This is a genomic window from Caballeronia pedi, assembly GCF_001544915.2.
Classification (GTDB): domain Bacteria; phylum Pseudomonadota; class Gammaproteobacteria; order Burkholderiales; family Burkholderiaceae; genus Caballeronia; species Caballeronia pedi.
On sequence record NZ_FCOE02000021.1, the window covers coordinates 58,741 to 79,094 of the forward strand.

The 20,354-nt window shown below is 65.5% G+C and carries 24 protein-coding genes; 15 read left to right on the plus strand and 9 right to left on the minus strand.

Annotated features, from left to right (window positions below; genetic code table 11):
• Positions 1-12 precede the first annotated feature (12 nt).
• The 3 genes from AWB80_RS44455 to vapB all read right to left on the minus strand — a co-directional run bounded on the left by AWB80_RS44455 (position 13) and on the right by vapB (position 904).
• Positions 13-180: a hypothetical protein gene (locus tag AWB80_RS44455; RefSeq protein WP_167390477.1), complete on the minus strand. Its 168-nt coding sequence runs from the start codon at positions 178-180 to the stop codon at positions 13-15.
• Positions 181-260: 80 nt separating this feature from the next.
• Complete coding sequence (locus AWB80_RS26460; RefSeq protein ID WP_061177631.1) at positions 261-668, minus strand: type II toxin-antitoxin system VapC family toxin; 408 nt, start codon at positions 666-668, stop codon at positions 261-263.
• Entirely contained in the window at positions 668-904 is a 237-nt protein-coding gene (gene vapB / locus AWB80_RS26465) for a type II toxin-antitoxin system VapB family antitoxin (protein ID WP_061177632.1), read from the minus strand. The genes AWB80_RS26460 and vapB overlap by 1 nt, the downstream gene beginning before the upstream one ends.
• 158 nt (positions 905-1,062) lie before the next feature.
• Between vapB and AWB80_RS26470 the strand changes: the two genes are divergently transcribed.
• On the plus strand, positions 1,063-2,250 hold the full coding sequence (locus AWB80_RS26470) for a polysaccharide pyruvyl transferase family protein (RefSeq protein WP_061177633.1): 1,188 nt from the start codon (positions 1,063-1,065) through the stop codon (positions 2,248-2,250).
• On the opposite strand, the gene AWB80_RS26475 is transcribed toward AWB80_RS26470, so the two are convergent.
• Positions 2,245-3,114, minus strand: coding sequence for a LysR family transcriptional regulator (locus tag AWB80_RS26475; RefSeq protein WP_061177634.1), 870 nt, complete (start codon positions 3,112-3,114; stop codon positions 2,245-2,247). The two genes, AWB80_RS26470 and AWB80_RS26475, sit on opposite strands and share 6 nt — an antisense overlap.
• A 105-nt stretch (positions 3,115-3,219) precedes the next feature.
• Here AWB80_RS26475 and AWB80_RS26480 point away from each other — a divergent pair, with 105 nt between their 5' ends.
• The 8 genes from AWB80_RS26480 to AWB80_RS26515 all read left to right on the plus strand — a co-directional run bounded on the left by AWB80_RS26480 (position 3,220) and on the right by AWB80_RS26515 (position 11,987).
• Positions 3,220-4,791, plus strand: a complete 1,572-nt coding sequence (locus AWB80_RS26480; RefSeq protein WP_061177635.1) for an MFS transporter — start codon at positions 3,220-3,222, stop codon at positions 4,789-4,791.
• 79 nt (positions 4,792-4,870) lie between these two features.
• A complete protein-coding gene (locus AWB80_RS26485; protein ID WP_061177636.1) occupies positions 4,871-5,245 on the plus strand; it encodes a potassium channel family protein in 375 nt (124 codons plus the stop codon).
• Between the two features lie 139 nt (positions 5,246-5,384).
• Positions 5,385-6,416 carry a TRAP transporter substrate-binding protein gene (locus tag AWB80_RS26490; protein WP_061177637.1) on the plus strand — a complete coding sequence of 344 codons (1,032 nt, stop codon included), beginning with the start codon at positions 5,385-5,387 and terminating at the stop codon, positions 6,414-6,416.
• A 4-nt stretch (positions 6,417-6,420) separates the two neighbouring features.
• A complete protein-coding gene (locus tag AWB80_RS26495) occupies positions 6,421-8,319 on the plus strand; it encodes a TRAP transporter large permease (RefSeq protein ID WP_061177638.1) in 1,899 nt (632 codons plus the stop codon).
• Positions 8,320-8,338: 19 nt separating this feature from the next.
• Positions 8,339-9,379, plus strand: a complete 1,041-nt coding sequence (locus AWB80_RS26500; RefSeq protein ID WP_061177639.1) for a LacI family DNA-binding transcriptional regulator — start codon at positions 8,339-8,341, stop codon at positions 9,377-9,379.
• 23 nt (positions 9,380-9,402) lie between these two features.
• Entirely contained in the window at positions 9,403-10,410 is a 1,008-nt protein-coding gene (locus AWB80_RS26505; protein WP_061177693.1) for an NAD(P)-dependent oxidoreductase, read from the plus strand.
• A complete protein-coding gene (locus AWB80_RS26510; RefSeq protein ID WP_087131620.1) occupies positions 10,407-11,222 on the plus strand; it encodes an amidohydrolase family protein in 816 nt (271 codons plus the stop codon). The genes AWB80_RS26505 and AWB80_RS26510 overlap by 4 nt, the downstream gene beginning before the upstream one ends.
• 63 nt (positions 11,223-11,285) lie before the next feature.
• Entirely contained in the window at positions 11,286-11,987 is a 702-nt protein-coding gene (locus AWB80_RS26515; protein ID WP_061177695.1) for an SDR family NAD(P)-dependent oxidoreductase, read from the plus strand.
• A gap of 3 nt (positions 11,988-11,990) precedes the next feature.
• On the opposite strand, the gene AWB80_RS26520 is transcribed toward AWB80_RS26515, so the two are convergent.
• Entirely contained in the window at positions 11,991-13,034 is a 1,044-nt protein-coding gene (locus AWB80_RS26520; protein WP_061177640.1) for a sensor domain-containing diguanylate cyclase, read from the minus strand.
• Between the two features lie 258 nt (positions 13,035-13,292).
• On the opposite strand from AWB80_RS26520, the gene AWB80_RS26525 reads away from it, so the two are divergent.
• Positions 13,293-14,030, plus strand: a complete 738-nt coding sequence (locus tag AWB80_RS26525; protein WP_061177641.1) for an LbetaH domain-containing protein — start codon at positions 13,293-13,295, stop codon at positions 14,028-14,030.
• On the opposite strand, the gene AWB80_RS26530 is transcribed toward AWB80_RS26525, so the two are convergent.
• Positions 14,020-14,463, minus strand: coding sequence for an SET domain-containing protein (locus tag AWB80_RS26530; RefSeq protein WP_061177642.1), 444 nt, complete (start codon positions 14,461-14,463; stop codon positions 14,020-14,022). The two genes, AWB80_RS26525 and AWB80_RS26530, sit on opposite strands and share 11 nt — an antisense overlap.
• Before the next feature lie 90 nt (positions 14,464-14,553).
• Here AWB80_RS26530 and AWB80_RS26535 point away from each other — a divergent pair, with 90 nt between their 5' ends.
• Complete coding sequence (locus AWB80_RS26535) at positions 14,554-14,757, plus strand: hypothetical protein (RefSeq protein WP_061177643.1); 204 nt, start codon at positions 14,554-14,556, stop codon at positions 14,755-14,757.
• Between the two features lie 7 nt (positions 14,758-14,764).
• Here AWB80_RS26535 and AWB80_RS26540 read toward each other — a convergent pair whose 3' ends face one another.
• On the minus strand, positions 14,765-15,043 hold the full coding sequence (locus AWB80_RS26540; RefSeq protein WP_061177696.1) for a hypothetical protein: 279 nt from the start codon (positions 15,041-15,043) through the stop codon (positions 14,765-14,767).
• Positions 15,044-15,113: 70 nt separating this feature from the next.
• On the opposite strand from AWB80_RS26540, the gene AWB80_RS26545 reads away from it, so the two are divergent.
• Positions 15,114-16,502: an FAD-binding oxidoreductase gene (locus AWB80_RS26545; protein WP_061177644.1), complete on the plus strand. Its 1,389-nt coding sequence runs from the start codon at positions 15,114-15,116 to the stop codon at positions 16,500-16,502.
• On the opposite strand, the gene AWB80_RS26550 is transcribed toward AWB80_RS26545, so the two are convergent.
• The gene (locus AWB80_RS26550) at positions 16,499-17,554 is read right to left on the minus strand and encodes a DMT family transporter (protein ID WP_061177645.1); all 1,056 of its coding nucleotides are present in this window, start codon (positions 17,552-17,554) and stop codon (positions 16,499-16,501) included. The genes AWB80_RS26545 and AWB80_RS26550 overlap by 4 nt on opposite strands.
• A 140-nt stretch (positions 17,555-17,694) precedes the next feature.
• Between AWB80_RS26550 and AWB80_RS26555 the strand changes: the two genes are divergently transcribed.
• Complete coding sequence (locus AWB80_RS26555) at positions 17,695-17,976, plus strand: hypothetical protein (protein WP_061177646.1); 282 nt, start codon at positions 17,695-17,697, stop codon at positions 17,974-17,976.
• Positions 17,977-18,051: 75 nt separating this feature from the next.
• On the plus strand, positions 18,052-18,390 hold the full coding sequence (locus AWB80_RS26560) for a cupin domain-containing protein (protein WP_061177647.1): 339 nt from the start codon (positions 18,052-18,054) through the stop codon (positions 18,388-18,390).
• Here the strand turns inward: AWB80_RS26560 and AWB80_RS26565 are convergent.
• On the minus strand, positions 18,387-19,289 hold the full coding sequence (locus AWB80_RS26565; protein ID WP_061177648.1) for a LysR family transcriptional regulator: 903 nt from the start codon (positions 19,287-19,289) through the stop codon (positions 18,387-18,389). The two genes, AWB80_RS26560 and AWB80_RS26565, sit on opposite strands and share 4 nt — an antisense overlap.
• Before the next feature lie 123 nt (positions 19,290-19,412).
• Here AWB80_RS26565 and AWB80_RS26570 point away from each other — a divergent pair, with 123 nt between their 5' ends.
• Positions 19,413-20,354: a hydroxymethylglutaryl-CoA lyase gene (locus tag AWB80_RS26570; RefSeq protein ID WP_061177649.1), complete on the plus strand. Its 942-nt coding sequence runs from the start codon at positions 19,413-19,415 to the stop codon at positions 20,352-20,354.

Below are 20,354 nucleotides of genomic sequence, written 5' to 3' on the forward strand. Positions count from 1 at the left end.
GCGGTGTTCGGTTCAGTACGCGCCGGCCATCGGCAGAAGCAGATAGGGCAGGAGATCTTCGTAGCACATCGGTTCGGGCGAAGCGGTTGGTCCGACGGTCGCGCTTTCAGGCGATACGTCGCGCTCCGCGTCCCCGGCGATCAGCGATGCGGCGGCGATGGGCGTCGGTTCGATCTTCATCTTTCCCTCCTCTCGTGCAGCGTGTGAGGGAAGTCTGATCGGGGAAAATTAGCCGATCGTGAGGATGCGTTTCTCCTGAACTACGCGTCCCCACTGAGCCAGTTTTCAACGGTCACGCCGGGGTAGTTCGCGAAATCCTTGACGTTGTTCGTGACGATCGGCACGCCCAGCGCGACTGCGTGAGCGGCGATCAGCTTGTCCAGCGCGCCCCGGTTGCGCTCCGGCGAGGCGTGGCGGATCGGACCATAGGCGGCGGCAGCGTCCTCCCCGAACGGCGCGACTTCGATCAACTCGACGAGCGACGCCAGATTGGCGCGCTCGCGATCCGGCCGCGCGCTCGTCGCGACGCCGAATTGCAGTTCGGCGTACGTGATCGACGACATCACCACGTCACCGACGTAGCATTGCGCAAAGCGCCGCGCGACCTGTTCGGGCTGGTGCTTCATCAGATAGATGCACATGTTGGTGTCGAGCAGATAGCGCGGCATCAGAAGAACTCCCGATCGTCTTGTTCCGGCTCGTTGCGTCCCGACGCCATGAAATCGGAATCGAAGCGCTTGAAGCGGTCGAGCGCGCCGGCGAGCGAGCGTCGCACTGGATGAATGCGCAGTTCGTCGCCCACCCGTTCGATCTCGACTTCAGTCTCCGTGTCCGGATAGGCCAGTTCGGCGGGAATGCGGATCGCTTGCGAGTTGCCGTTGCGGAAAATTCGGGTGATGGGCATGATGACTTCCTGTGTGTACCTACGTGTGTACTCTAACAGAAGTCCATTGGAAGTGGCCAGATTGAGCATGCGTTTTCTCCTAATTTCAGAATGTCAGGGTTCCTCATGGATTACCGGCTCATGGTGCCTGTCTCGGTTCGCTCGAAATAGCTGGCCGAATGGCTAACGCTCACTGTTCGTCGAAGCGCCGGATCATCATTTTCGGCGCGTTCGATCGTCACAATTTCGGCGACATGCTGTTCGCGCATGTCGTCGCGCGATTGCTCGCGGAGCGTTCGACGGAAATCGAAACGGTGTTCGGGGGATGCGGGCAGCGCGACTTGCGCATGTATGGCGGCCACGCGATCGCCGCACGGTCGGCGCAAGGGCGCGACGAATCTTTCACCCTGATCCATGCGGGCGGCGAACTGCTGACGTGCGACGCGTGGGAAGCCGCCGTCATGCTGACGAAGCCCGAGGATGCTCGAGCCTGCATCACCCGATACGCCTCTCACGCCGACGCCCGGCGCGCATGGGCGCGCGCCGCGCTCGGAACCGATGCACTGGCGCCTTACGTGATCGGCCGCGAGACGTTTCCCCACGCGCAGTCGATCTGCTTCAACGCGATCGGCGGCGCGGCGCTGGATTCACGCGATGCTGCTTTCCGCGAAGAGGTGCTGACCAAACTGCGAACCGCCGACGCCATCAGCGTGAGAGACACACGAACACAAGCCACGCTCAAGCGCGCGGGCATCGACGCTCAACTCGTCCCCGACCCGGCGACGCTGATCGCCGAACTCTTCGACGCGCACATCCGGACACATGCCGATACCCGCCGCGGCTATCTGGCGGTCCAGTTCAGCGCGGATTTCGGCGACGACGGCACGCTCGCGCGCATCGCACGGCAACTGGATCGGCTGGGAGAATCGACCGGCCTCGGCATCGCGCTGTTCCGCGCGGGCGCGGCGCCGTGGCACGACGACCTCGCGGTCTACGAACGCATGGCCGCGCGCATGCGCCACGCGACGGTGCGGATCGTCGATTCGCTGAACGTCTGGGACATTTGCGCGCTGATCGCGAACAGCGAGGGATTCGCGGGCAGCAGTCTGCACGGCCGGATCGTCGCGATGGCGTATGGTTTGCCGCGCGTGACGCTTCAGCACGCGGATTCGGTCAAGCAGCACGCGTATGTGTCGACGTGGGAAATCGCGGGCGCACCGGGCGTCGTGTCCATCGACGAATTGCACGCGGCGATGCGCGAAGCGTTGGCGATGAAGCGCGCCGCGCTGCACGAAACGGCATGGGCGCTCGCGCAAGCGCATCGCGCCGGCTTCGAACCGATTGCCCGATCCGCGCTTCGATCATGAAGCCGCGAACGTCAGATAAGCCTTGACCGCCGGGGCCCGCTCGAAACGCCGATACACCATCGCCACTTCCGACGGCACCGCTTTGCCCGCGATTTCCCGATACGCCACGCCCGGCACCGTCACGCATTGCGCGAGCGAACGCGGCACGACGGCGACATCGCCGCCCAGCGACACATGCGCGAGCACGTCCGCGAGCGTGCCCGGCTGCGCGACGATGCGCGCCGTGAAGCGCCCGCGCCGGGCCACGTCGAGCGTGCCCGATTCCTGCTCCGGCACGACGAACGACTGATCGCGCAACTGCGCCGGCGCGATGACCTCCGACGCCGCCAGCGGCGAATCGGCGGGCAGCGCGACGATGAAGTCATCGCGATGCACCGTGCGCGCCTCGACGCCTTCGGGATAAGGCACCGGCGGCCGCACGTAAGCGATGTCGATGCGCCCTTCCATCAGCAGCGGGCCGGCCTCGCGCATCACGATTTCCTCGATCCCGATTTCCACCAGCGGATGACGCACCCGAAAGCCGCGCACGGTCGCCTGCAGCACGCCCGAATACACCGCCGACCCGACATAGCCGATGACGATCTTCCCCAGTTCCCCACGCTCCGCGAGCGCCGCGCGTTCGGCTGCGCGCGCCAGATGATCGAGCGCGCTGACCGCTTCGCCCAGATAGGCTTCGCCGGCGGCCGTCAGCGCAACCGAACGCTTGGTCCGATGAAACAGCCGCACGCCGAGCAGCCGCTCGGCTTCCTGAATCTGCTTGGTGAGCGCGGGCGGCGCGATGCCGAGTTCTTCCGCCGCGCGCGCGAAATGCAGATGCCGGGCGACGCTCAGGAAACAGCGCACGTGACGCAACTCGACGGGCATGTCCTATTCCAGATTTCGATAATTATTCAGCGATTCTATGCCAATGACAGGAAACACAGACGCAACTAGCATCGACAAACCCGATTCATCTTTCTGCACGGCGTCATGTCAAAGATCATCGATAAACCCGAATCTCCCCGCTTCGTGCTGCTCACCGCGTCCGCGACGTGCGCGCTGATCACGCTCGACACCAACGTCGTCGCGGTGGCGCTGCCGTCCATCGCGCGTGATTTCCACGCCGGTTTCGCCGATGTCGAATGGGTCGTGAGCGCGTACATGGTCGCGTTTGCCGCGTGCCTGCTGCCCGCGGGCGCGCTCGCCGACCGTATCGGCCGCAAGAAGATGCTGATCGCGGGCCTCGCCGCGTTCCTGCTCGCGTCGCTCGGGTGCGGGCTGGCGCCGTCGGCGCTGGCGTTGAATATCGCGCGCGCGGCGAAGGGCGTCGGCGCGGCGATGCTGCTGACATCGGCGCTCGCGATCATCGCCAACACGTTCCACGAAGGCGCGGCGCGCGCCCGCGCGTGGGCCGTGTGGGGCACGTGCATGGGCGTATCGACGACCATCGCGCCGCTCGTCGGCGGCGTCATCACGCAATGGGCCGGCTGGCGCTGGATCTTCCTGATGAACCTGCCGATCTGTGCGCTGCTCGCCGCGTGCGCCTGGCGCGGCATGCGCGAGTCGCGCAACCCCGAAGCGGGCGCGATCGATCTGGCGGGCAGCGTGCTGTTCGCCGCGTCGCTCGCGCTCGGCATCTGGGCGCTGATCGACGCCCAGGCCGACGGCTGGTCGGACTGGCGCACCGTCGCGCGTCTCATCGCGAGCGCGGCGCTCTTCGTCGTGTTCGTGCGCGTGCAGCGTTCGCGCGCCCACGCGATGATCGACCTCGCGCTGTTTCGCCAGCCGCGCTTCGTTGCCGCCGTGCTCGCGATGTTCGGCTACGCCGCCTGCGCGCAGGTGATGATGACGTTCCTGCCGCTCTATCTGCAAAACGCGTTCGGCCTGCCGGCGGTGCGCGCGGGCATCGGCATGTTGCCGTTCGCCGTCGCGATGGTCGTCGGTCCGCATATCGGCGCGTCGCTCGGCAAGCGCCTGCCGGGCATGACGCTGCTCACGCTCGGCCTCGCGACGATCGGCGCGGGCAATCTGCTGACGGCTTTCTTCGCGGGCATGTCGAACTACGGGCTGATCGCGCTCGGCATGATCGTCACCGGCCTCGGCGCGGGCGTGCTCAACGGCGACACGCAGAAAGCGATCATGGCGTGCGTGCCGACGAACCGCACCGGCATGGCTTCGGGCATCAGCACGACGACGCGCTTCACCGCGATCGTTACATCAGTGGGCGTGCTGGGCGCGGTGCTGGCGACGCGCACGCACGTCGCGCTGGCCGCGCACGCGTCGAGTCTGACCGATCCCGCCACTGTGCTCGATGCGACCTTCCTCTCGCGTCTGCTCGCCGGCGATCTCGCCCACGCGGGCGAAAGCATGAGCGGACCGGCGGGCGCTGCGATCGTGCGTATCGCGCGCGACAGCTTCGCGAGCGGCTTTGCGGCGTCGCTCGGCGTGGCGGGCGTGTGCGCGCTGACGATCGCGGCAGCGGTTTGGCTGCTCGCGGGCCGCACGCAAAGCGAAAGCGGCGTGAATGCGCCGGGAAAGGCGGGATCGGCGCTGGCTGAATAAGACGGCCCGACGCTTCCGGGCGGATATCGGCCAACGGTACGATGGCGCTTTCCGTCCCAAGCCGCGCGATTCACCGTACATGAACAGCCTCTCTAAACTTCTCAAGACCGACACCATCAGCTCCCGGCACGTCACGTTCGAATTCGTTCGGGCGCTGTGGCATCTGCGCTCGTTGTTCGGCATGCTGCTGCTCGTGTTCTTCGCGCTGTGCGCGGCGATATTCTACCTCGGAGCGCCGATGGACAGCGCGACGCACGCCCACGCGTCGTTCGGCGGCACGCTCTATTTCTGCGGCGTGACGGCGCTCACCATCGGCTATGGCGATGTGGTCGCGACAACCGCCATCGGGCGCGCACTCGCGGTGGTGCTGGGCCTGTACGGCGTGCTCGTCACCGGCGTGACCACGGCGGTCGCCGTTTTCGCCGTCCAGCGCGCGGCCGGCCGCGCCGCCTGAGTCTTCCCCAGAGCGCTTCGTTCTAAATCGATACAGTGGGTATACACCTATTGGTGCATGTCACCGCCGCCGATTACTGTATCGATACACTAAATCGATACAGTCCGCAGCGCGACGCGCGGCATCCAGGAGACACACCATGCATTCGATTTCCCGGCGACGCTTCCTTCAGACAGCTTCGGCAGCCTCGCTCGCGGCTGTCGGCGGCGGTTTGCCCACGTTCGCGAGCGCGCAGCCGGCGGTCACGTTGCGGCTTTCATCGTCGATGCCGGCCAACGAGAACGCCGCGCACTACGTCTGGTATCAGAATCTCGCGGCGAATCTGAAGGCGAGCGTCGGCGACCAGATTCGCATCGACGATTTTCCGAACAGCCAGCTCGGCAAGGAAAGCGATGTCGTGCAGCAGGTCAAGGTCGGCGCGGTCGACATGATGGTCACCGGCTCGTCGATCTGGGCGACCGTGCTGCCCGAGCTCGGCATGCTGGATCTCGGCTATGTGTTCGACAACTTCGATCACGTCGGCCGCGCGATGGACGGCAGCGTCGGCAAGTCCTTCGACGACCTGCTGCAAAAACGCGCGGGATGCTCGGTGCTCACGTGGGGCTATTCGTTCGGCGCGCGCAACGTGTTCACGAAGAAGCCCGCGCATTCGCTCGCGGATATCAAGGGCGTCAAGCTGCGCGTGCTGCCGACGCCCGCCTTCATGGACACCTTCCGGCTGATGGGCGCGGTGCCGACGCCGATTCCCATCGGCGAGCTGTACATGGCCGCTCAGACGGGCGTCGTCGACGGCTTCGAGCACGATTGCGCGACCGTGCTCGCGAGCAAGTACGACGAAGTGGTGAAGTCGTGCTGGCAGACGAACCACGTGTTCAGCCCGCTCGTCGTCGTGATGGGCCGCCGCGCGCTCGCGAAGATTCCGGAGAACCTGCGCCCCGCGTTCCAGAAGGCCGCGCAGGACGCGACCGCGAAGCAGCGCATCGCCGCGATCCAGACCGCCGCGAGCGCGGAGCAGGAATTGAAGAAGCGCGGCATGACCTTCTTCCCGATGTCGCCGGCTGACCGCGACACCGCCCGCCGCGAGATGCAGTCGCAGTTGTACGCGAGCTTCTCGAAGCAATATCCCGCGACCGCGCCGCTTTTCACGGCCATCGCCGCCGCACGGGGCTAAGACCATGACCAGTTATTCCGCGACGCCCGGACCGGAGGCGCAACTCGCCGCTGCGCCCGGCTTTGGCCGCGAAACCGCGCTCGCACGCGGCCTTGCCGCCCTCATGCACTGGATCGAATATCTGTGCGCGGCCGTGCTCGCCGCCGATGTGATCGTGGTGTTCGTCTCGGTCGTCTATCGATACTTCCTGCACGATCCCGTCGACTGGGCCGAGGAAGTCGCCCGCGCGCTGATGATCGTGCTCGTGTTCTTCGGCGCGGCGACCGTGCTCGGGCGCAGCCAGCACGTCGGCGTCGATCTGTTTCGCGGCGCGCTGCCGAAAAGCTGGCAACCGGCGCTCGTGCATGCAGGGCACTGGATCATCGCGGGCGTCGCGGGGAATCTGTGCGCATCGTCGTGCCTGCTGCTCGTCGATTCATACGGACAGATGACGCCGAGCGGCCTGCCCGCGTGGATCAACGTCTATCCGCTCGTCGCGGGCGGTGTGTTCATGACGGTGTTCGCGCTCGCCAACGCGCTCGATGGGCCGCGCAAGACCGTGCTCGGCACGCTGGCCGGCTGCGCGTTGCTGGCGGCGGCGCTGTTCGCGTGGAACGCCTTCGTTCCGGCGCACGCCGTGAAGGCGGGCGTTCTGCTCGCGGCGGGCTTCGTCGGCGGCCTCGCGCTCGGCGTGCCGATCGGCTTCGTGCTCGCGTTCTCGGCGCTGCTGTATTTCCTCGCCGAACCGACCCTGCCGATGCTCGTCTACTCGCAGCAAGTGATGGCCGGCACCGACCACTTCGTGCTGCTCGCGATTCCGTTCTTCGTGCTCGCCGGTTTGCTGATGGAAGGCAACGGCATGTCGTCGCGGCTGATCGAACTGCTGCTGCGCATGTTCGGACGCGTGCGCGGCGGCCTCGGCCTCATCACCATCATGGCGACGGCGTTCTTCTCGGGCGTGTCCGGCTCGAAGCTCGCGGATATCGCCGCGGTCGGCGGCGTCGTGATGCCGGCCGTGCGGCAGAGCAAGGAAGACCCGAACGAAGCCGCGGCGCTGCTCGCGTGCAGCGCGGTGATGGCGGAAACCATTCCGCCGTGCGTGAACATGATCATCATGGGCTTCGTCGCGAATATCTCGATCGCCGGGCTGTTCCTCGCGGGCGTCGTGCCGGCGGCGGTGTTGGCCATCGCGCTTGCGATCGTCGCGGTGATCTACGGGCGGCGCATCAATATTGCCGATGCGCTGACGCATCCGCGCGCCTGGCTGCCGTTGCTCGGCGGCGCGCTCGTCGCACTCGTGATGATCGCGATGATCGGCAAGGGCGTGACCTCGGGCATCGCGACATCGACGGAGGTGTCCGCGTTCGCCGTCGTCTATGCGCTCGTGGTCGGCTGGCTCGCGTTTCGCGAACTCACGCCGAAGTCGGTGGCGCGCGTGTTCGTGCGTTCGGCGTCGATGGCGAGCGGCATTCTGTTCATCGTCGCGGCGGCGTCGAGCGTGTCGTTCGCGCTGACGATCGAGCAGATTCCCGCGCTCGTCTCCGACGCGATGATCGCCTTCGCGCACCAGTACGGCCCGACGATGTTCCTGCTGCTCTCCGTGCTCATCATGATCGTGTTCGGCGCGGTGCTCGAAGGCGCGCCCGCGCTGATCATCTTCGGGCCGTTGCTCACGCCGATCGCGACGCAGCTCGGCATCAATCCGCTGCACTTCGGGACGGTGATCGTCGTTGCGATGGGGCTCGGACTGTTCGCGCCGCCGGTCGGCCTCGGACTTTTCGCGACCTGCGCGATCACCGGCACCGACATGAAAGCCGTCGCGCGCCCGATGCTGAAATATCTGATGGTGCTGTGCATCGCGCTTGTGGTACTCATTCTGGTGCCCTCGTTTTCCTTGTGGCTGCCGACCCGGCTCGGCCTGTAGCCGGCAGTAGAACTTCGTTATGAGCACCATTCAGGACGTCGCCCGCCACGCCGGGGTTTCCGTCAGCACCGTTTCCAACGTGCTCAACGGCCGCACGGATCAGATGCGCCAGGACACGCTCGCGCGCGTGCAGGCCGCGATGAGCGCGCTGCAATATCGCCCGAGCACGCTCGCGCGGCAGTTGAAGACCGGACAGACGCCGCTCGTCGGGCTGCTCGTGCCGTCGATCGCGAATCCGATGTACGGCTACATCGCCCGCGAAGTCGAGACGTATGCGCAGGAGCGCTATGGGTATCGGGTGCTGATCGGCAATACGTATCGCGATCCGGCGAAAGAGGCGTCGTTTTTCGAGGATCTGTTGTCGCACGGCGTGCGGCGCGTGATCGTGATTTCCTCGCTCGCCGATGAACGCCACCTCGAAACGGCAGCCGAGCGCGGCATGGTCGTCGTGAGCTATGACCGCCGCGCGAACGAAGGCGAGACGACGCGCATCGATCACGTCACGCCGGACAACTTCGAGGCGGCGCGGCTCGCAACACGGCATCTGATCGCGCGCGGCCACACGCGGCTCGGTTACGCGACGCTCGCGGGCATGACGCTGTCGCGCCGCGACAAGATTCGCGGTTTTCTCGCGGCGGCGGAGGAGGCGGGTCTGTCGGACAGCGCGCGCGTGCTCGACAGCGGCCCGGTGAACGAATACGGCGATTCGATGATCGCGGAAAACGGCCGCGCGCTCGCGCGGCAACTCGCGAGCGACGCGCACCGGCCGACCGGCATCGTCGCCGTGAACGATCTGATGGCGCTCGGCCTGATGGCGGGCTTGCGCGAATCGGGCTTGCGCGTGCCGCAGGATATGTCGGTGGTCGGCATGGACGGGCATTTTCTCGCGGCGATTTCAAACCCCGCGCTCACGACCGTGCAGCTTCCCATTCCGGCGATGGCCGCCGCGATGGTGGAACGCGCGATGCGCCAGACAGACGAACCCGTGCTCGATTCCGGACAGGCGCTTTTCACCGATATCACGCTGGTCGAACGCGAATCCGTCGCCCCGCCGGCGTGAGCAAAGCAATACAGGACAAGGACATGAACAAGGTATTCGTCAGCCATCCACGGCACATGCTGGACCATTACTTCGGCGCACGCGCGGCCGATGCGTTGCGTGCCGTCGCCGATGTCGCGTTCAATCCCGAGCGCCGCGAACTGACGACGGACGAACTCGCCGCTGCCGCGAGCGACGCGGACGTGATCATCGGCTATCGTCAGACGCCCGCGCCGCGCGCGCTGTTCGACGCCCTGCCGAAGCTCGCGGCGTTTGTACGCTGCGCGGTGGATATCCGCACCATCGATGTCGACGCCGCGAGCGAGCACGGCGTGCTCGTGACGCAGGCGAGCGCGGGCTTCGTGCCAGCGGTGGCCGAATGGGTGATCGGCGCGATGCTCGATCTGGGCCGCGCGACGACCTTCCAGGCCGAGGCGTACCACCAGCGCGGCGCGCCCGCGCCGAAGATGGGCCGCGAATTGCGCGGCAGCACGCTGGGTGTGATCGGCTACGGGCAGATTTCGCGCTATCTGTGCGATCTGGCGCTGGCGTTCGGCATGCGCATCGTCGTGTCGGATCCTTTCGCGTTGATCGAGGATGCGCGCGTGCATCAGCGCGATCTCGGCACGCTGCTGGCCGAAGCGGATTTCGTCGTGTGCCTAGCACCCGCGAACGCGCAGACGCGCGATCTGATGAACGCGAATACCTTCGGCGCGATGAAGCCGGGCGCGTACTTCATCAACGCGGCGCGCGGCGAACTCGTCGACGATGCCGCGTTGCTCGCCGCGCTCGATCGCGGTCATCTCGCCGGCTGCGCGCTCGACGTGGGCCGCGCGCCGGACCAGATGCCGTCGCCCGCGCTCGCGCAGCATCCGCGCGTGATCGCGACACCGCATGTCGGCGGCCTCACGCCCGCCGCGATCGAGCATCAGTCGATGGAAACCGTCGCGCAGACGGAAGCGCTCTTTCAGGGCCGAACGCCGCAGGGCGCGGTGAATGCGCCGCGAGCGTTTCGCGTTGCGCGCTTCGCCATTCCGGCGCACACGCAATGATGAATCTCCCGACCGGCGCGTGCGATTGCCACATCCACATTTACGAGAACGGCTATCCGCTCGCGCCCAGCGCCACGTTCGTACCGCCGCCCGCGCCCGCCGACGCGTATCGCGACGTCCAGCGCGCGCTGGGTTTGACACGCGTGATCGTCGTGCAGCCGACGGGCTATGGCTTCGACAACCGCTGCACGCTCGATGCGATCAGGAAGCTGGGCGAGGGCGTGCGCGGCATCGCGGTCGTGCCGCCCGATATCAGCGATGCCGAACTGCAACGCCTGCACGAAGCCGGCATTCGCGGCGTGCGCTTCATGATGCTGCCGGGCGGGCTGCTGCAATGGGACAGCCTGAACGATATCGCCGCGCGCATCGCGCCGCTCGGCTGGAACATCAACCTTCAGCTCGACGGCTGCACGCTCCCGCAACACGAAGCGATGCTCGCGCGGCTGCCCGCGAAACTCGTGATCGATCACATCGGCAAATTTCTCGGCCCGGTGACGATCGCAAGCGACGCGTTCTCCTCGCTATGCCGTCTGCTCGACGGGCCGCGCTGCTGGGTCAAGCTGTCCGCGCCTTACGAGAGTTCGCGCATCGGCCCGCCCGGTTACGACGACATCGCGCCGCTCGTGCGCACGCTGGCCGCGCGCTATCCGGAGCGTTCGCTGTGGGCGTCGAACTGGCCGCACCCGAACGTGAAGCCGACGCCCGCCGACGCCGACATGCTCGGCTGGATGGCGCGTTGCATCGACGACGAAGCGACGCTGCGCAAGATTCTCGTCGACAATCCCGCAGCGCTCTATTTCCAGGCGAGCTGACTCGCGGCGCGCCGCGTTCCGTCCTATCCTTCTTCTGGCGCCATGAAACGGAGCGACAACGCCATGAATAGTCTGGAAGGAAGGATCGTCGCCGTCACGGGCGGCTTCGGCAGTCTGGGACTCGCGACGGCGCGCGTGCTGGCCGAACGCGGCGCGCGCGTCGCGTTGATCGGTCACGGAGCAACGTCGGATGCATTGCCCGCGCCGCTCGCCGACGCGTGCATCGTCACCGGCATCGATCTGACGGATGCGAAGTCGGCGCAGCAAGCCATCGACACCATCGTTCAGCGAATGGGCGGCCTGCACGCGCTCGTGAACGTGGCCGGCGCGTTCAGTTGGGAAACGATCGCGGACGGCAGCGTCGATACCTGGCAATCAATGTTCGATGTGAACGTGAAGACCGCGCTCAACGCGTCGAAGGCGGCGCTCGCGCCACTGAGCGCGAACGAAGGCGGGCGCATCGTCAATATCGGCGCGCTCGCGGCGATGAAAGCGGGCATGGGGATGGGCGCCTACGCGGCATCGAAGGCGGCGCTGCTGCGCCTGACCGAGGCGCTCGCCGAAGAGCTGAAGGACAAGGGCGTGACGGTGAACGCGCTGTTGCCGTCGATCATCGACACCGCGCCGAATCGGCGCGACATGCCCGACGCCGATTTCTCGCGCTGGGTGAAGCCGGAACAACTCGGCGCGGTGATCGCGTTCCTGCTTTCGCCCGAGGCGCAATGCATCACGGGCGCGGCGATTCCGGTGAACGGGCGCGTCTGATGTTCAACGCGTTTGAGCCTTGAACGCTTCGCCCTGCATGCCCGCGCGATCCACGGCCGCGATGCGATTGCGGCCGTTGTCCTTCGCCTGATACAACTGCGCGTCGGTGAGATTGATGAAGGTCGTCACGTCCATGCGCTCGCCCGGCACGACCGTGCCCACGCCGAAGCTGGCCGTCACTTGCTGATTGTGCGGCGAACGCACGTGCGCGATGGCTTCATCGGCGATCAGCGCGCGGCAGCGCTCCGCGATGCGCATGGCGGCTTCGGCATCGGCGCCCGCGAGGATCAGCGCGAACTCCTCGCCGCCGAAACGCCCGAGAAAGTGTTGCGGACCGGCCGCCTCGCCGAGCACGCGCGCGATGCGCTTCAGGCATTCGTCGCCTTGAACGTGGCCGTAGTAATCGTTGTACGACTTGAAGAAGTCGATATCGATCATGATGAGCGACAGCGGCTTGCCCGCTTCTTTCGCGGCGTCCCACTCGCGCGCCATCACGTCGTCGAAGCGGCGGCGGTTGCCGACGCCCGTCAGGCTGTCGCTGAACGACAGGCGTTCCAGTTCCTTCTGCAACTGCGCGAGCTTTTCCTCGGTGCGCTTGCGTTCGCTGATATCGAACATGAAGCCGATCAGCGCTTCCACTTCGCCCTGTTCGTTGCGCTCGACATGCACGACGTCGCGCAGCCACACGTAGCCGCCGTCGCGGGTGAGCGCGCGGTAGTCGGCTTCGTGGTCGGTTCCGGCTTTCGATTGGGAGACGCAGAAGCTGACCACCGCTTCGCGATCGTCCGGATGCATGCGTTCGGCCCAGTCGTGCACGTTTTTCCACGACGACGGCGCCCAGCCGAGCAGCGCCTCGATCTGCGGTCCGATGTAGGCGAACTCCATCGTCGCCCAGTCGATCTTCCACGGAATCGCCTTGGTCGATTCGAGCAGCGTGCGGTAGACGGCGTGATCGTCCTCGCCGAGCGCGCGCTCCGGCGGGGCGAGGGTGTCTTCGTGCCGCAGGAAAGCGGCCTTGAGGGTGCTTTCGGATGGGTCGCGATTCATTGGGTCGGTGGCGAAGTCTGGTTGACGGTTGCGTGTGTTAACGGCGGCGCGGGGCGCGGTCTGAAGGGTGATATCGGACAAGGACCGTCGGGGCTTTTTATCAGCGGCTCGCAATGCCTAAGCGATGCGCTCGCCTGATGAAGTATCGAGAAAGGGGCAAGAATCGGCTGTTTTCACAGGTTTGATGGACGGTTGCCCAAACTACCATGCAATCTGCGCGAAGTTCCGCCCGGTCAATTTATTGCATGGATTCAGAGAATGAACGTAACAACCTCAGACGACTTTATTGGAGTCTCGGCGGATCATCCGTGGGCAAAGCACTTCATCGTGCTGGCATATCGAGACGGCGCGTTCTCCCTGATTCCCAATAACTTCTTCAAGGATTGGCTCGACGAAGAGGCGAAGGTGGGAACGTTTTCCATTGGTCGATGCTCTGGCCTGGGTGTCGGATCGATCGCCAAGTATGACGCCGGCGTTCAGAAACTGAGTATCGGAAAGTTCGTTGCGGGCGGTCTCCGTTTGCGCTTTCTGCTGAACGGTCAGCACGAGATGAGGACCATCTCGACCGCGATGTTCAGCGTGTACGGCGACGGGTTGCGAAACGTTTCGCCACCGCAGTATGCCGACACGGTCATTCACAACGATGTGTGGATCGGCGACGAGGCGATGTTTCTCGGCGGCAGCACGGTGGAGAACGGATGCGTGATCGGCGCACGTACCGTCGTACCGCCCAATTTTCGAAGCGAACCGTATGGAATTTATGTCGGTTCTCCCGCGCGTCTCGTCAGGTTTCGATTCTCCGAGAAAGTACGCGAGAGCCTTCTCGAACTGGCATGGTGGGATATGCCGCTGCAATGGGTGAAAGAGAACAATGACGCGTTTCTCGCCGATTTGACCAGCGATGAGGGACGCGCGCTGGAAATGCTGGCTGAGCTGAAGCGGGCAAAGCGCGTTTCACTGGAAGAGAAGCAGCAGCACGCAACCGCTATCTACTAGCCGAAAGCATCGTCCCACGACACCCCGACGCGAGGCATCGGCAAGCATAGAGCCGCTTGAGCGCCGCGGTGCGCCGGCCCTCCACGGTCAGCCGATAATCGATGAACAGTTCCTGCCCCTTTCCGATCGGCCGGATCGCGCGGATGAACACGCGCTCGCCGTCCTGCTCCGCTTCGCAGTTCGGCGCGCAACTGTGATTCAGCCAGCGCGCGGAATTGCCGCCGCGCGCGCCGTCGATGACACTGCCGTCATCGAGGCCGAAGAGAAACGTGTGGCCATCCTCCGCGCCCGATTTCGCGTGAATGCGCTGTGCCTCTTTCCACGAGAGCCGCAGACCTTTGTATTCGAGCAGCAAGGTGCCGGTTGGCAGATCGGCGAGAGCAAAGACGCCCCGGCCATGAACGGGCGAAGTCCGGACAGTGATTCGACGCATGGTGTGGCGGTTCGCAGTGTGGAGGTTGAATATTTGGTGGAAGGCGTGCGCGTCGTTATGATGTGGCCGTCATAAATCGCTGTCACGTCCATGCCCGCAGTTTCCCCCCGCAAGAGCAGGAAGCGCAAGCCGCTACGCGGCTCGCTTGCGCGATATCGCAACCGGATCGTCGAAGTACTCGGGGAGGCGCGCGGCCAGCGCGTGATGATACGGTCGATTCACGGCGACGGCATCGAGCGCCGCACCGCCGTGAAGTGGATCAATCTGATGCCGCTGGAGACAGAGCTGTTCTAGCGGACGTTCAGCCGCGCAACAATCCGCGCGCCTGTTCGAGCAACGCGGCCGCCGCGAGCATTTCCTTTCTGCCGGCCATCGTGAGCGCGGCGATCGCGGTGTCCTTGAACAGCTCATCGTTGGACGTGACCGGCGCGCCAATGTCACCCACACGCCCACGACGCAGCCGGAAAAACGCCAGCATCTCGAACGCCTGCGCGCGTAGCGCTTCACCCGACGCAGCCGCGACCAGTTCAGCCGCGCCGGTCAACTGCGCCAGCGCGCCGTCAAAATCTGCACGTTCCATCGTCGTCTCCCGAATCTGGTTCACACTATCGCATCTGAGCACAACGCGAAACAACGAACGGAGACGATGCATGGCAGTCAACGAAGCGGTAATGGCATTGCGTGAAGCGCTCGGCGCGCAAGTCGTGGCGCTGCCCGACGAATTCGGCGACAGGCGCGTCGTGGACTGGAGCGGCCTGCCCGGCGCGACGCCGCTCGCGATCATCCGCGCGCGCGCCACCGATGATGTCGCGAAAGCGCTCGCGATCTGCTCGAAGCACGAGCAACCGGTTGTCACGCAAGGCGGTCTCACGGGCCTCGTCGGCGGTGCGAACGCGCTCGGCGGCGAAGTGGCGCTGAGTCTCGAGCGCATGAACCGCATCGTCGAAATCGATGAAATCTCCGCAACGATGACCGTCGAAGCCGGCACGCCGCTGCAAGTGGTTCAGGAAGCGGCGAGCGCGGCGGGTTTCTGCTTTCCGCTCGATCTCGGCGCGCGCGGCAGTTGCACGATCGGCGGCAATCTCGCGACCAACGCGGGCGGCAATCGCGTCATCAAGTACGGCATGATGCGCGATCAGGTGCTCGGCGTCGAAGCTGTTCTGGCAAGCGGCGAGATCGTCGGCGGCCTGAACAAGATGATCAAGAACAATAGCGGCTACGACTTGCGGCATCTGCTGATCGGCAGCGAAGGCACGCTCGCGGTGATCACGCGCGTCGTGCTGCGCCTGCGCCCGAAGCCCACCGCGACCGCCACCGCATGGTGCGGCCTGCCGGATTTCGCCGCTGTCACCACGCTGCTCACGCGCGCGCAGGCGGGCCTCGCGCCGGGCGTGTCCGCGTTCGAAGTGATGTGGGCGGGCTATCACGACACCGTCATCGCGAATCTGAAAAACCTGCGCGCGCCGCTCGCCGATGCGCATCCGTTCTACGTGCTGCTGGAAAGCGTCGGCACCGACCCCGCGCGGCACGGCGAAGCCTTCGAGGAGTTTCTCGGCGGCATGCTCGAAGCGAGCATCGTGACCGATGCGGCAATCGCGTCGAACGAGGCGCACGCGCGCGATTTCTGGGCGATCCGCGATGCGCCCGGCGAATACGATCGCTTCATCCCGAACTACGCGGCGTACGACGTGAGCTTCTCCATCGCGCAGGTCGGCGATGCGGCGGCGCAATGCGAGGCGCGTCTGCGCGCGCGCTGGCCCGACGCGATCGTGATGACCTACGGCCATCTGGGCGACGGCAATATTCACATCGTCGTGGATCTTCCCGGCAGAGGAAAGCAGGATCACGACGATGTCGACGCCCTCGTCTACGACGTCACGCGCGAGTTCGAAGGCTCGATTTCGGCGGAGCACGGCATCGGTCTGAAGAAGCGCGCGTATCTGCATCTCGCGCGCCGCGAAGCCGATATCGCGTCGATGCGCGCGATCAAGGCGGCGCTCGATCCGCACGGCTTGCTCAATCCCGGCAAGGTGTTCTAGCCGCGCTCGTGCGAATGCCGGTGATGAATGTCCGGAAAGTGCGCGTGCGTATGCGTGATCGGCAGATGCACATGCAGATGCGTATGCGGTTCATCGCCGGCATACGGAAAGTCGTGCGCGTGCCGATGATGCGCGTCGTGCACATGCCGATGCACATGCGCCAGCCGCTCGTGCGTATGCTCGTGTTCGTGCCGCTCGCGCACGTGCAGCCACACGCCGAGCGCCATCAGCGCGGCGGCGATCCAGAACGAGGCGCCCGGCGCGTGTGGCCACATCGCGAGCGAGAGCGCGATGCCGAAGACCGGCGCGACCGAGAAATACGCGCCCGTGCGCGCCGTGCCGAGATGGCGCAGCGCGATCACGAATAGCACGAGACTCACGCCATAACCGCCGAAGCCCGTCGTCATCGCGCCGATGACGATGTGCGGTGCCGGCAGATGGGCGCCCATCGCGAGCGCGATGCCGAGATTCACCGCACCGGCGACGAGTCCTTTCGCGCATGCGATCAACGTGGCGTCGGCAGCGGAGATTCGGCGCGTCAGATTGTTGTCGATGGCCCAGCAGAGGCACGCCAGCGCGATCAGCAACGCGCCCGCCGATACGCCGCTCGCGCCAGGTTCCCACGCCAGCACGACCCCGCCCGCGACGATCGCGGCCATGCCGAGAAACACCGGCAGATCGACGTTCTCGCGAAACACGATCCACGCGATCGCCGCTGTCAGCACGCCTTCGAGGTTGAGCATAAGCGCGCTCGTCGCGGCGGGCGTGGTCGTCAGGCCGAGCATCAGCAACGCCGGTCCTGCGACGCCGCCGAACGCGATGGCGCCGAGCAGCCACGCCAGTTCCCGTGCGCCCACGCCTTTGTCCTTCTCGCGCCAGAACCGGCGTCCGAGCAACACCGCGCCGAGGCCGATACCGCTGCCGAGATAGAACAGGCCCGCGACCATGAACGGCGGCATCGGGCCGAGCAGCGCTTTCGCGATCGGCGTGGTCGCGCCGAACAGCGCGGCGGCGCCGAGCGCGGTGAGGATGGCGGTGAAGCGGCTTTGCATCTCGCGGCCTTTGAATATGCGACGACGTCTGGAAGTGTAGTCCGCGCAGATTTATCCGACGTTACGTTCTCATTCTTCGCTCATTCTCGACGTGCAGAATGCGTTCCATCGAAAAACAACGGCATCTCAGGAGACGAGAAATGAAAGCGATCAGATACGCGATAGTGGCAGCCAAACTGACTTTCGGTCTGGCGACGGTGGCGCAGGCGCATCCGTTCATCGGCGTGGGCATCATGGGCGGCCCGGTATTTCCGGTCGCCTCCAGCGCGCAGAGCGCGCCGCTACTGCCGGTCTATGCCCGCGCGACGGACTCCGGCCCCGCGCCCCTGCCGCTCGACGCGCCGCCGGTGCGGTACGCGCAGCCGGCCATCGGCAATATCGCGTCGATCATGGGGCACGCGAATGTGCAGAGCGATATGTGACGATGCGAATCCCGCTCACATCGACGCGAAAAGGATTCGTTTGTGCCGTCTCGTGTGCAGCGCTAGCCTGACCGAATGACTGAAATCATCGACTACGCCGCAATCGCCGACGCCGCGCGCAACGGCTACATGAACCGCGTCATCGCGAGCGTCAACGATCACGACGTTCACATCAGCGTGATGGACGCGCCGTTCCAGTGGCACTTCCATCCGAACTCGGACGAGACTTTCGTGTCAGTGGAAGGCACGTTGATCATCGAGTTCGAGGACGGCGCCGTCGAATTGCGCGCGGGACAATTGCTGACCGTGCCCGCGGGCAAGCGTCATTGCACGCGGCCGGGCGGCGCGCGGTCGGTGAACCTGACCATCGAGAAAAAAGACGCTGAAACGGTGTTCTGCGACGCGCCGAACTAGCGCGCCGCGCGCGTTTCCAGATGTTCCACGAGACGCCGCGCCGCAGGCTGCAACGAATCAAAATCCCTGAAGCACACAACGAAGCGCCGTTTCGCGAACGCATCCGATAGCGGCACGGCTTCGACGCCGAGCGCCTGCCGATACGTTCCCGCCACTTCCATCGGCACGACGCTGATGCCCAGCCCGGCGGCAACGACGCGAAACGCAGCGTCGAAGCTCGACACGATCACGCGATACGACATCGTCTTGCCGGCCTGCGCCGCCGCGCGCTGCAGCATCGTATGCACGGCGGTCGCCGGCGGCAGTCCGACGTGCTCGAAAGCCAGCGATTCCTCGAAACTCACCGTACGCCGCCGCGCGAACGGGTGATCGGCGGGCACCGCGAGCGCGAGCTGATCATGTCGATACGCGCGATGCTGCAAGCCGCGCAGATCGACGCTGTCCCAGCACACGCCCACCGACGCCACGCCTTCGCGCAGTTGCCGCACGAGATCGTGCGACAGGCGCTCTTCGACATCGACCTTGATGTTCTGATTGGCGGGCTCGCGCATGAACGATGCGATATCGTCGAGCAGCGCTTCCGCAATCGCCGATGCCGACGCGCATATGCTCACGCGCCCCATCAAACCGCCGCCGAACGCGGCGACATCGTTGGCGATGCGCTCCATCGTGAACAGCACGCTGCGCGCGTGCTCCAGCAGCGCCATGCCCGCGGGCGTCGGTTCGACGCCGCGTCGCGAGCGCGACAGAAGCGGCACGCCGAGCGACGTCTCCAGTTGCGCGATGCGCTTGCTGATCGCCGAAGGCTCGATGTGCGATTCCTGCGCCGCGCGCGCAATGTTCTGGTGCTCGCAGACGGTAACGAAAAGACGCAGCGTTTTCAGGTCGATGTCGCGCATGGCCGTGTGTTTTCCTCTGACGTTCCGAACGGGAAGCATGAGGCTTCCAAAATACCGCTTTAATGGCATTTACGGAATCTCTAAAGTCGAGTCCAACCACACAAAAGACTCGGAGACAAAGCCATGCCCGCGTTCCCCCAGCGCGCCGTGATCCGCGAAGTCGGCTTGCGCGACGGCCTGCAAAGTATTCAAACGGTCGTGCCGACCGCTCGCAAGATCGAATGGATCGGCGACGCCTACGCTGCCGGCCAGCGCGAAATCGAAGTCGGCTCGTTCGTGCCCGCGCGGTTTCTGCCGCAACTCGCCGATACCGCCGAACTCGTCACTTATGCGAAAACGCTGCCGGGACTTTTCGTATCCGTGCTCGTGCCGAATCTGAAGGGCGCGGAGCGCGCCATCGAAACACAGGCCGATCTGATGCTCGTGCCGCTTTCCGCGAGCCGCGCGCACAGTCTCGCGAATCTGCGCAAGACGCCGGAAGAAGTCGTCGACGAAGTGGCGCGCATGCGAGCCACGCGCGATGCGTCGGGCGCGAAGACGCTGATCGAAGGCGGCATCGGCACCGCGTTCGGCTGCACCATCCAGGGTCATGTCGATCACGCCGATGTGCTGCGCTATATGCAGGCGCTGCTCGACGCCGGCGCGGACCGTGTGAGCATTGCGGATACGGTCGGTTACGCCGGTCCTCGCGCCGTGCGCGATCTCTTCGAGAAGGCGCGCGCCATCGCGGGCGAGCGCTTCTGGTGCGGCCACTTTCACGACACGCGCGGCCTCGCGCTCGCCAACGTCTGCGCCGCGCTCGAAACCGGCGTCGCACGCTTCGATGCGACGCTCGCGGGCATCGGCGGCTGTCCGCATGCGCCGGGCGCGAGCGGCAATGCATCGAGCGAGGATCTCGCGTTCATGCTCGCCGACATGGGCATCGAAACGGGCATCGACATACCGGCGCTTCTCACCCTGCGCGCGAAGCTCGCGCATTGGCTCGACGGCGAAGCGCTGCACGGCGCGCTCGCGCTCGCGGGCTTGCCGGTCACTTACGAATCGAACACTGCAATCGCAGCCTGA

Bases quoted from the DNA above. Each gene is read 5' to 3' on its own strand.
- AWB80_RS26530 (WP_061177642.1), bottom strand. From the start codon at position 14,463: ATGCGTCGAATCACTGTCCGGACTTCGCCCGTTCATGGCCGGGGCGTC.
- AWB80_RS26555 (WP_061177646.1), top strand. From the start codon at position 17,695: ATGAAAGCGATCAGATACGCGATAGTGGCAGCCAAACTGACTTTCGGT.
- AWB80_RS26505 (WP_061177693.1), top strand. From the start codon at position 9,403: ATGAACAAGGTATTCGTCAGCCATCCACGGCACATGCTGGACCATTAC.
- AWB80_RS26480 (WP_061177635.1), top strand. From the start codon at position 3,220: ATGTCAAAGATCATCGATAAACCCGAATCTCCCCGCTTCGTGCTGCTC.
- AWB80_RS26520 (WP_061177640.1), bottom strand. From the start codon at position 13,034: ATGAATCGCGACCCATCCGAAAGCACCCTCAAGGCCGCTTTCCTGCGG.
- AWB80_RS26565 (WP_061177648.1), bottom strand. From the start codon at position 19,289: ATGCGCGACATCGACCTGAAAACGCTGCGTCTTTTCGTTACCGTCTGC.
- AWB80_RS26560 (WP_061177647.1), top strand. From the start codon at position 18,052: ATGACTGAAATCATCGACTACGCCGCAATCGCCGACGCCGCGCGCAAC.
- AWB80_RS26545 (WP_061177644.1), top strand. From the start codon at position 15,114: ATGGCAGTCAACGAAGCGGTAATGGCATTGCGTGAAGCGCTCGGCGCG.
- vapB (WP_061177632.1), bottom strand. From the start codon at position 904: ATGCCCATCACCCGAATTTTCCGCAACGGCAACTCGCAAGCGATCCGC.
- AWB80_RS26475 (WP_061177634.1), bottom strand. From the start codon at position 3,114: ATGCCCGTCGAGTTGCGTCACGTGCGCTGTTTCCTGAGCGTCGCCCGG.
- AWB80_RS26570 (WP_061177649.1), top strand. From the start codon at position 19,413: ATGCCCGCGTTCCCCCAGCGCGCCGTGATCCGCGAAGTCGGCTTGCGC.
- AWB80_RS26460 (WP_061177631.1), bottom strand. From the start codon at position 668: ATGCCGCGCTATCTGCTCGACACCAACATGTGCATCTATCTGATGAAG.
- AWB80_RS26490 (WP_061177637.1), top strand. From the start codon at position 5,385: ATGCATTCGATTTCCCGGCGACGCTTCCTTCAGACAGCTTCGGCAGCC.
- AWB80_RS26540 (WP_061177696.1), bottom strand. From the start codon at position 15,043: ATGGAACGTGCAGATTTTGACGGCGCGCTGGCGCAGTTGACCGGCGCG.
- AWB80_RS26525 (WP_061177641.1), top strand. From the start codon at position 13,293: ATGAACGTAACAACCTCAGACGACTTTATTGGAGTCTCGGCGGATCAT.
- AWB80_RS26510 (WP_087131620.1), top strand. From the start codon at position 10,407: ATGATGAATCTCCCGACCGGCGCGTGCGATTGCCACATCCACATTTAC.
- AWB80_RS26550 (WP_061177645.1), bottom strand. From the start codon at position 17,554: ATGCAAAGCCGCTTCACCGCCATCCTCACCGCGCTCGGCGCCGCCGCG.
- AWB80_RS26470 (WP_061177633.1), top strand. From the start codon at position 1,063: ATGGCTAACGCTCACTGTTCGTCGAAGCGCCGGATCATCATTTTCGGC.
- AWB80_RS26535 (WP_061177643.1), top strand. From the start codon at position 14,554: ATGCCCGCAGTTTCCCCCCGCAAGAGCAGGAAGCGCAAGCCGCTACGC.
- AWB80_RS26485 (WP_061177636.1), top strand. From the start codon at position 4,871: ATGAACAGCCTCTCTAAACTTCTCAAGACCGACACCATCAGCTCCCGG.
- AWB80_RS44455 (WP_167390477.1), bottom strand. From the start codon at position 180: ATGAAGATCGAACCGACGCCCATCGCCGCCGCATCGCTGATCGCCGGG.
- AWB80_RS26500 (WP_061177639.1), top strand. From the start codon at position 8,339: ATGAGCACCATTCAGGACGTCGCCCGCCACGCCGGGGTTTCCGTCAGC.
- AWB80_RS26515 (WP_061177695.1), top strand. From the start codon at position 11,286: ATGAATAGTCTGGAAGGAAGGATCGTCGCCGTCACGGGCGGCTTCGGC.
- AWB80_RS26495 (WP_061177638.1), top strand. From the start codon at position 6,421: ATGACCAGTTATTCCGCGACGCCCGGACCGGAGGCGCAACTCGCCGCT.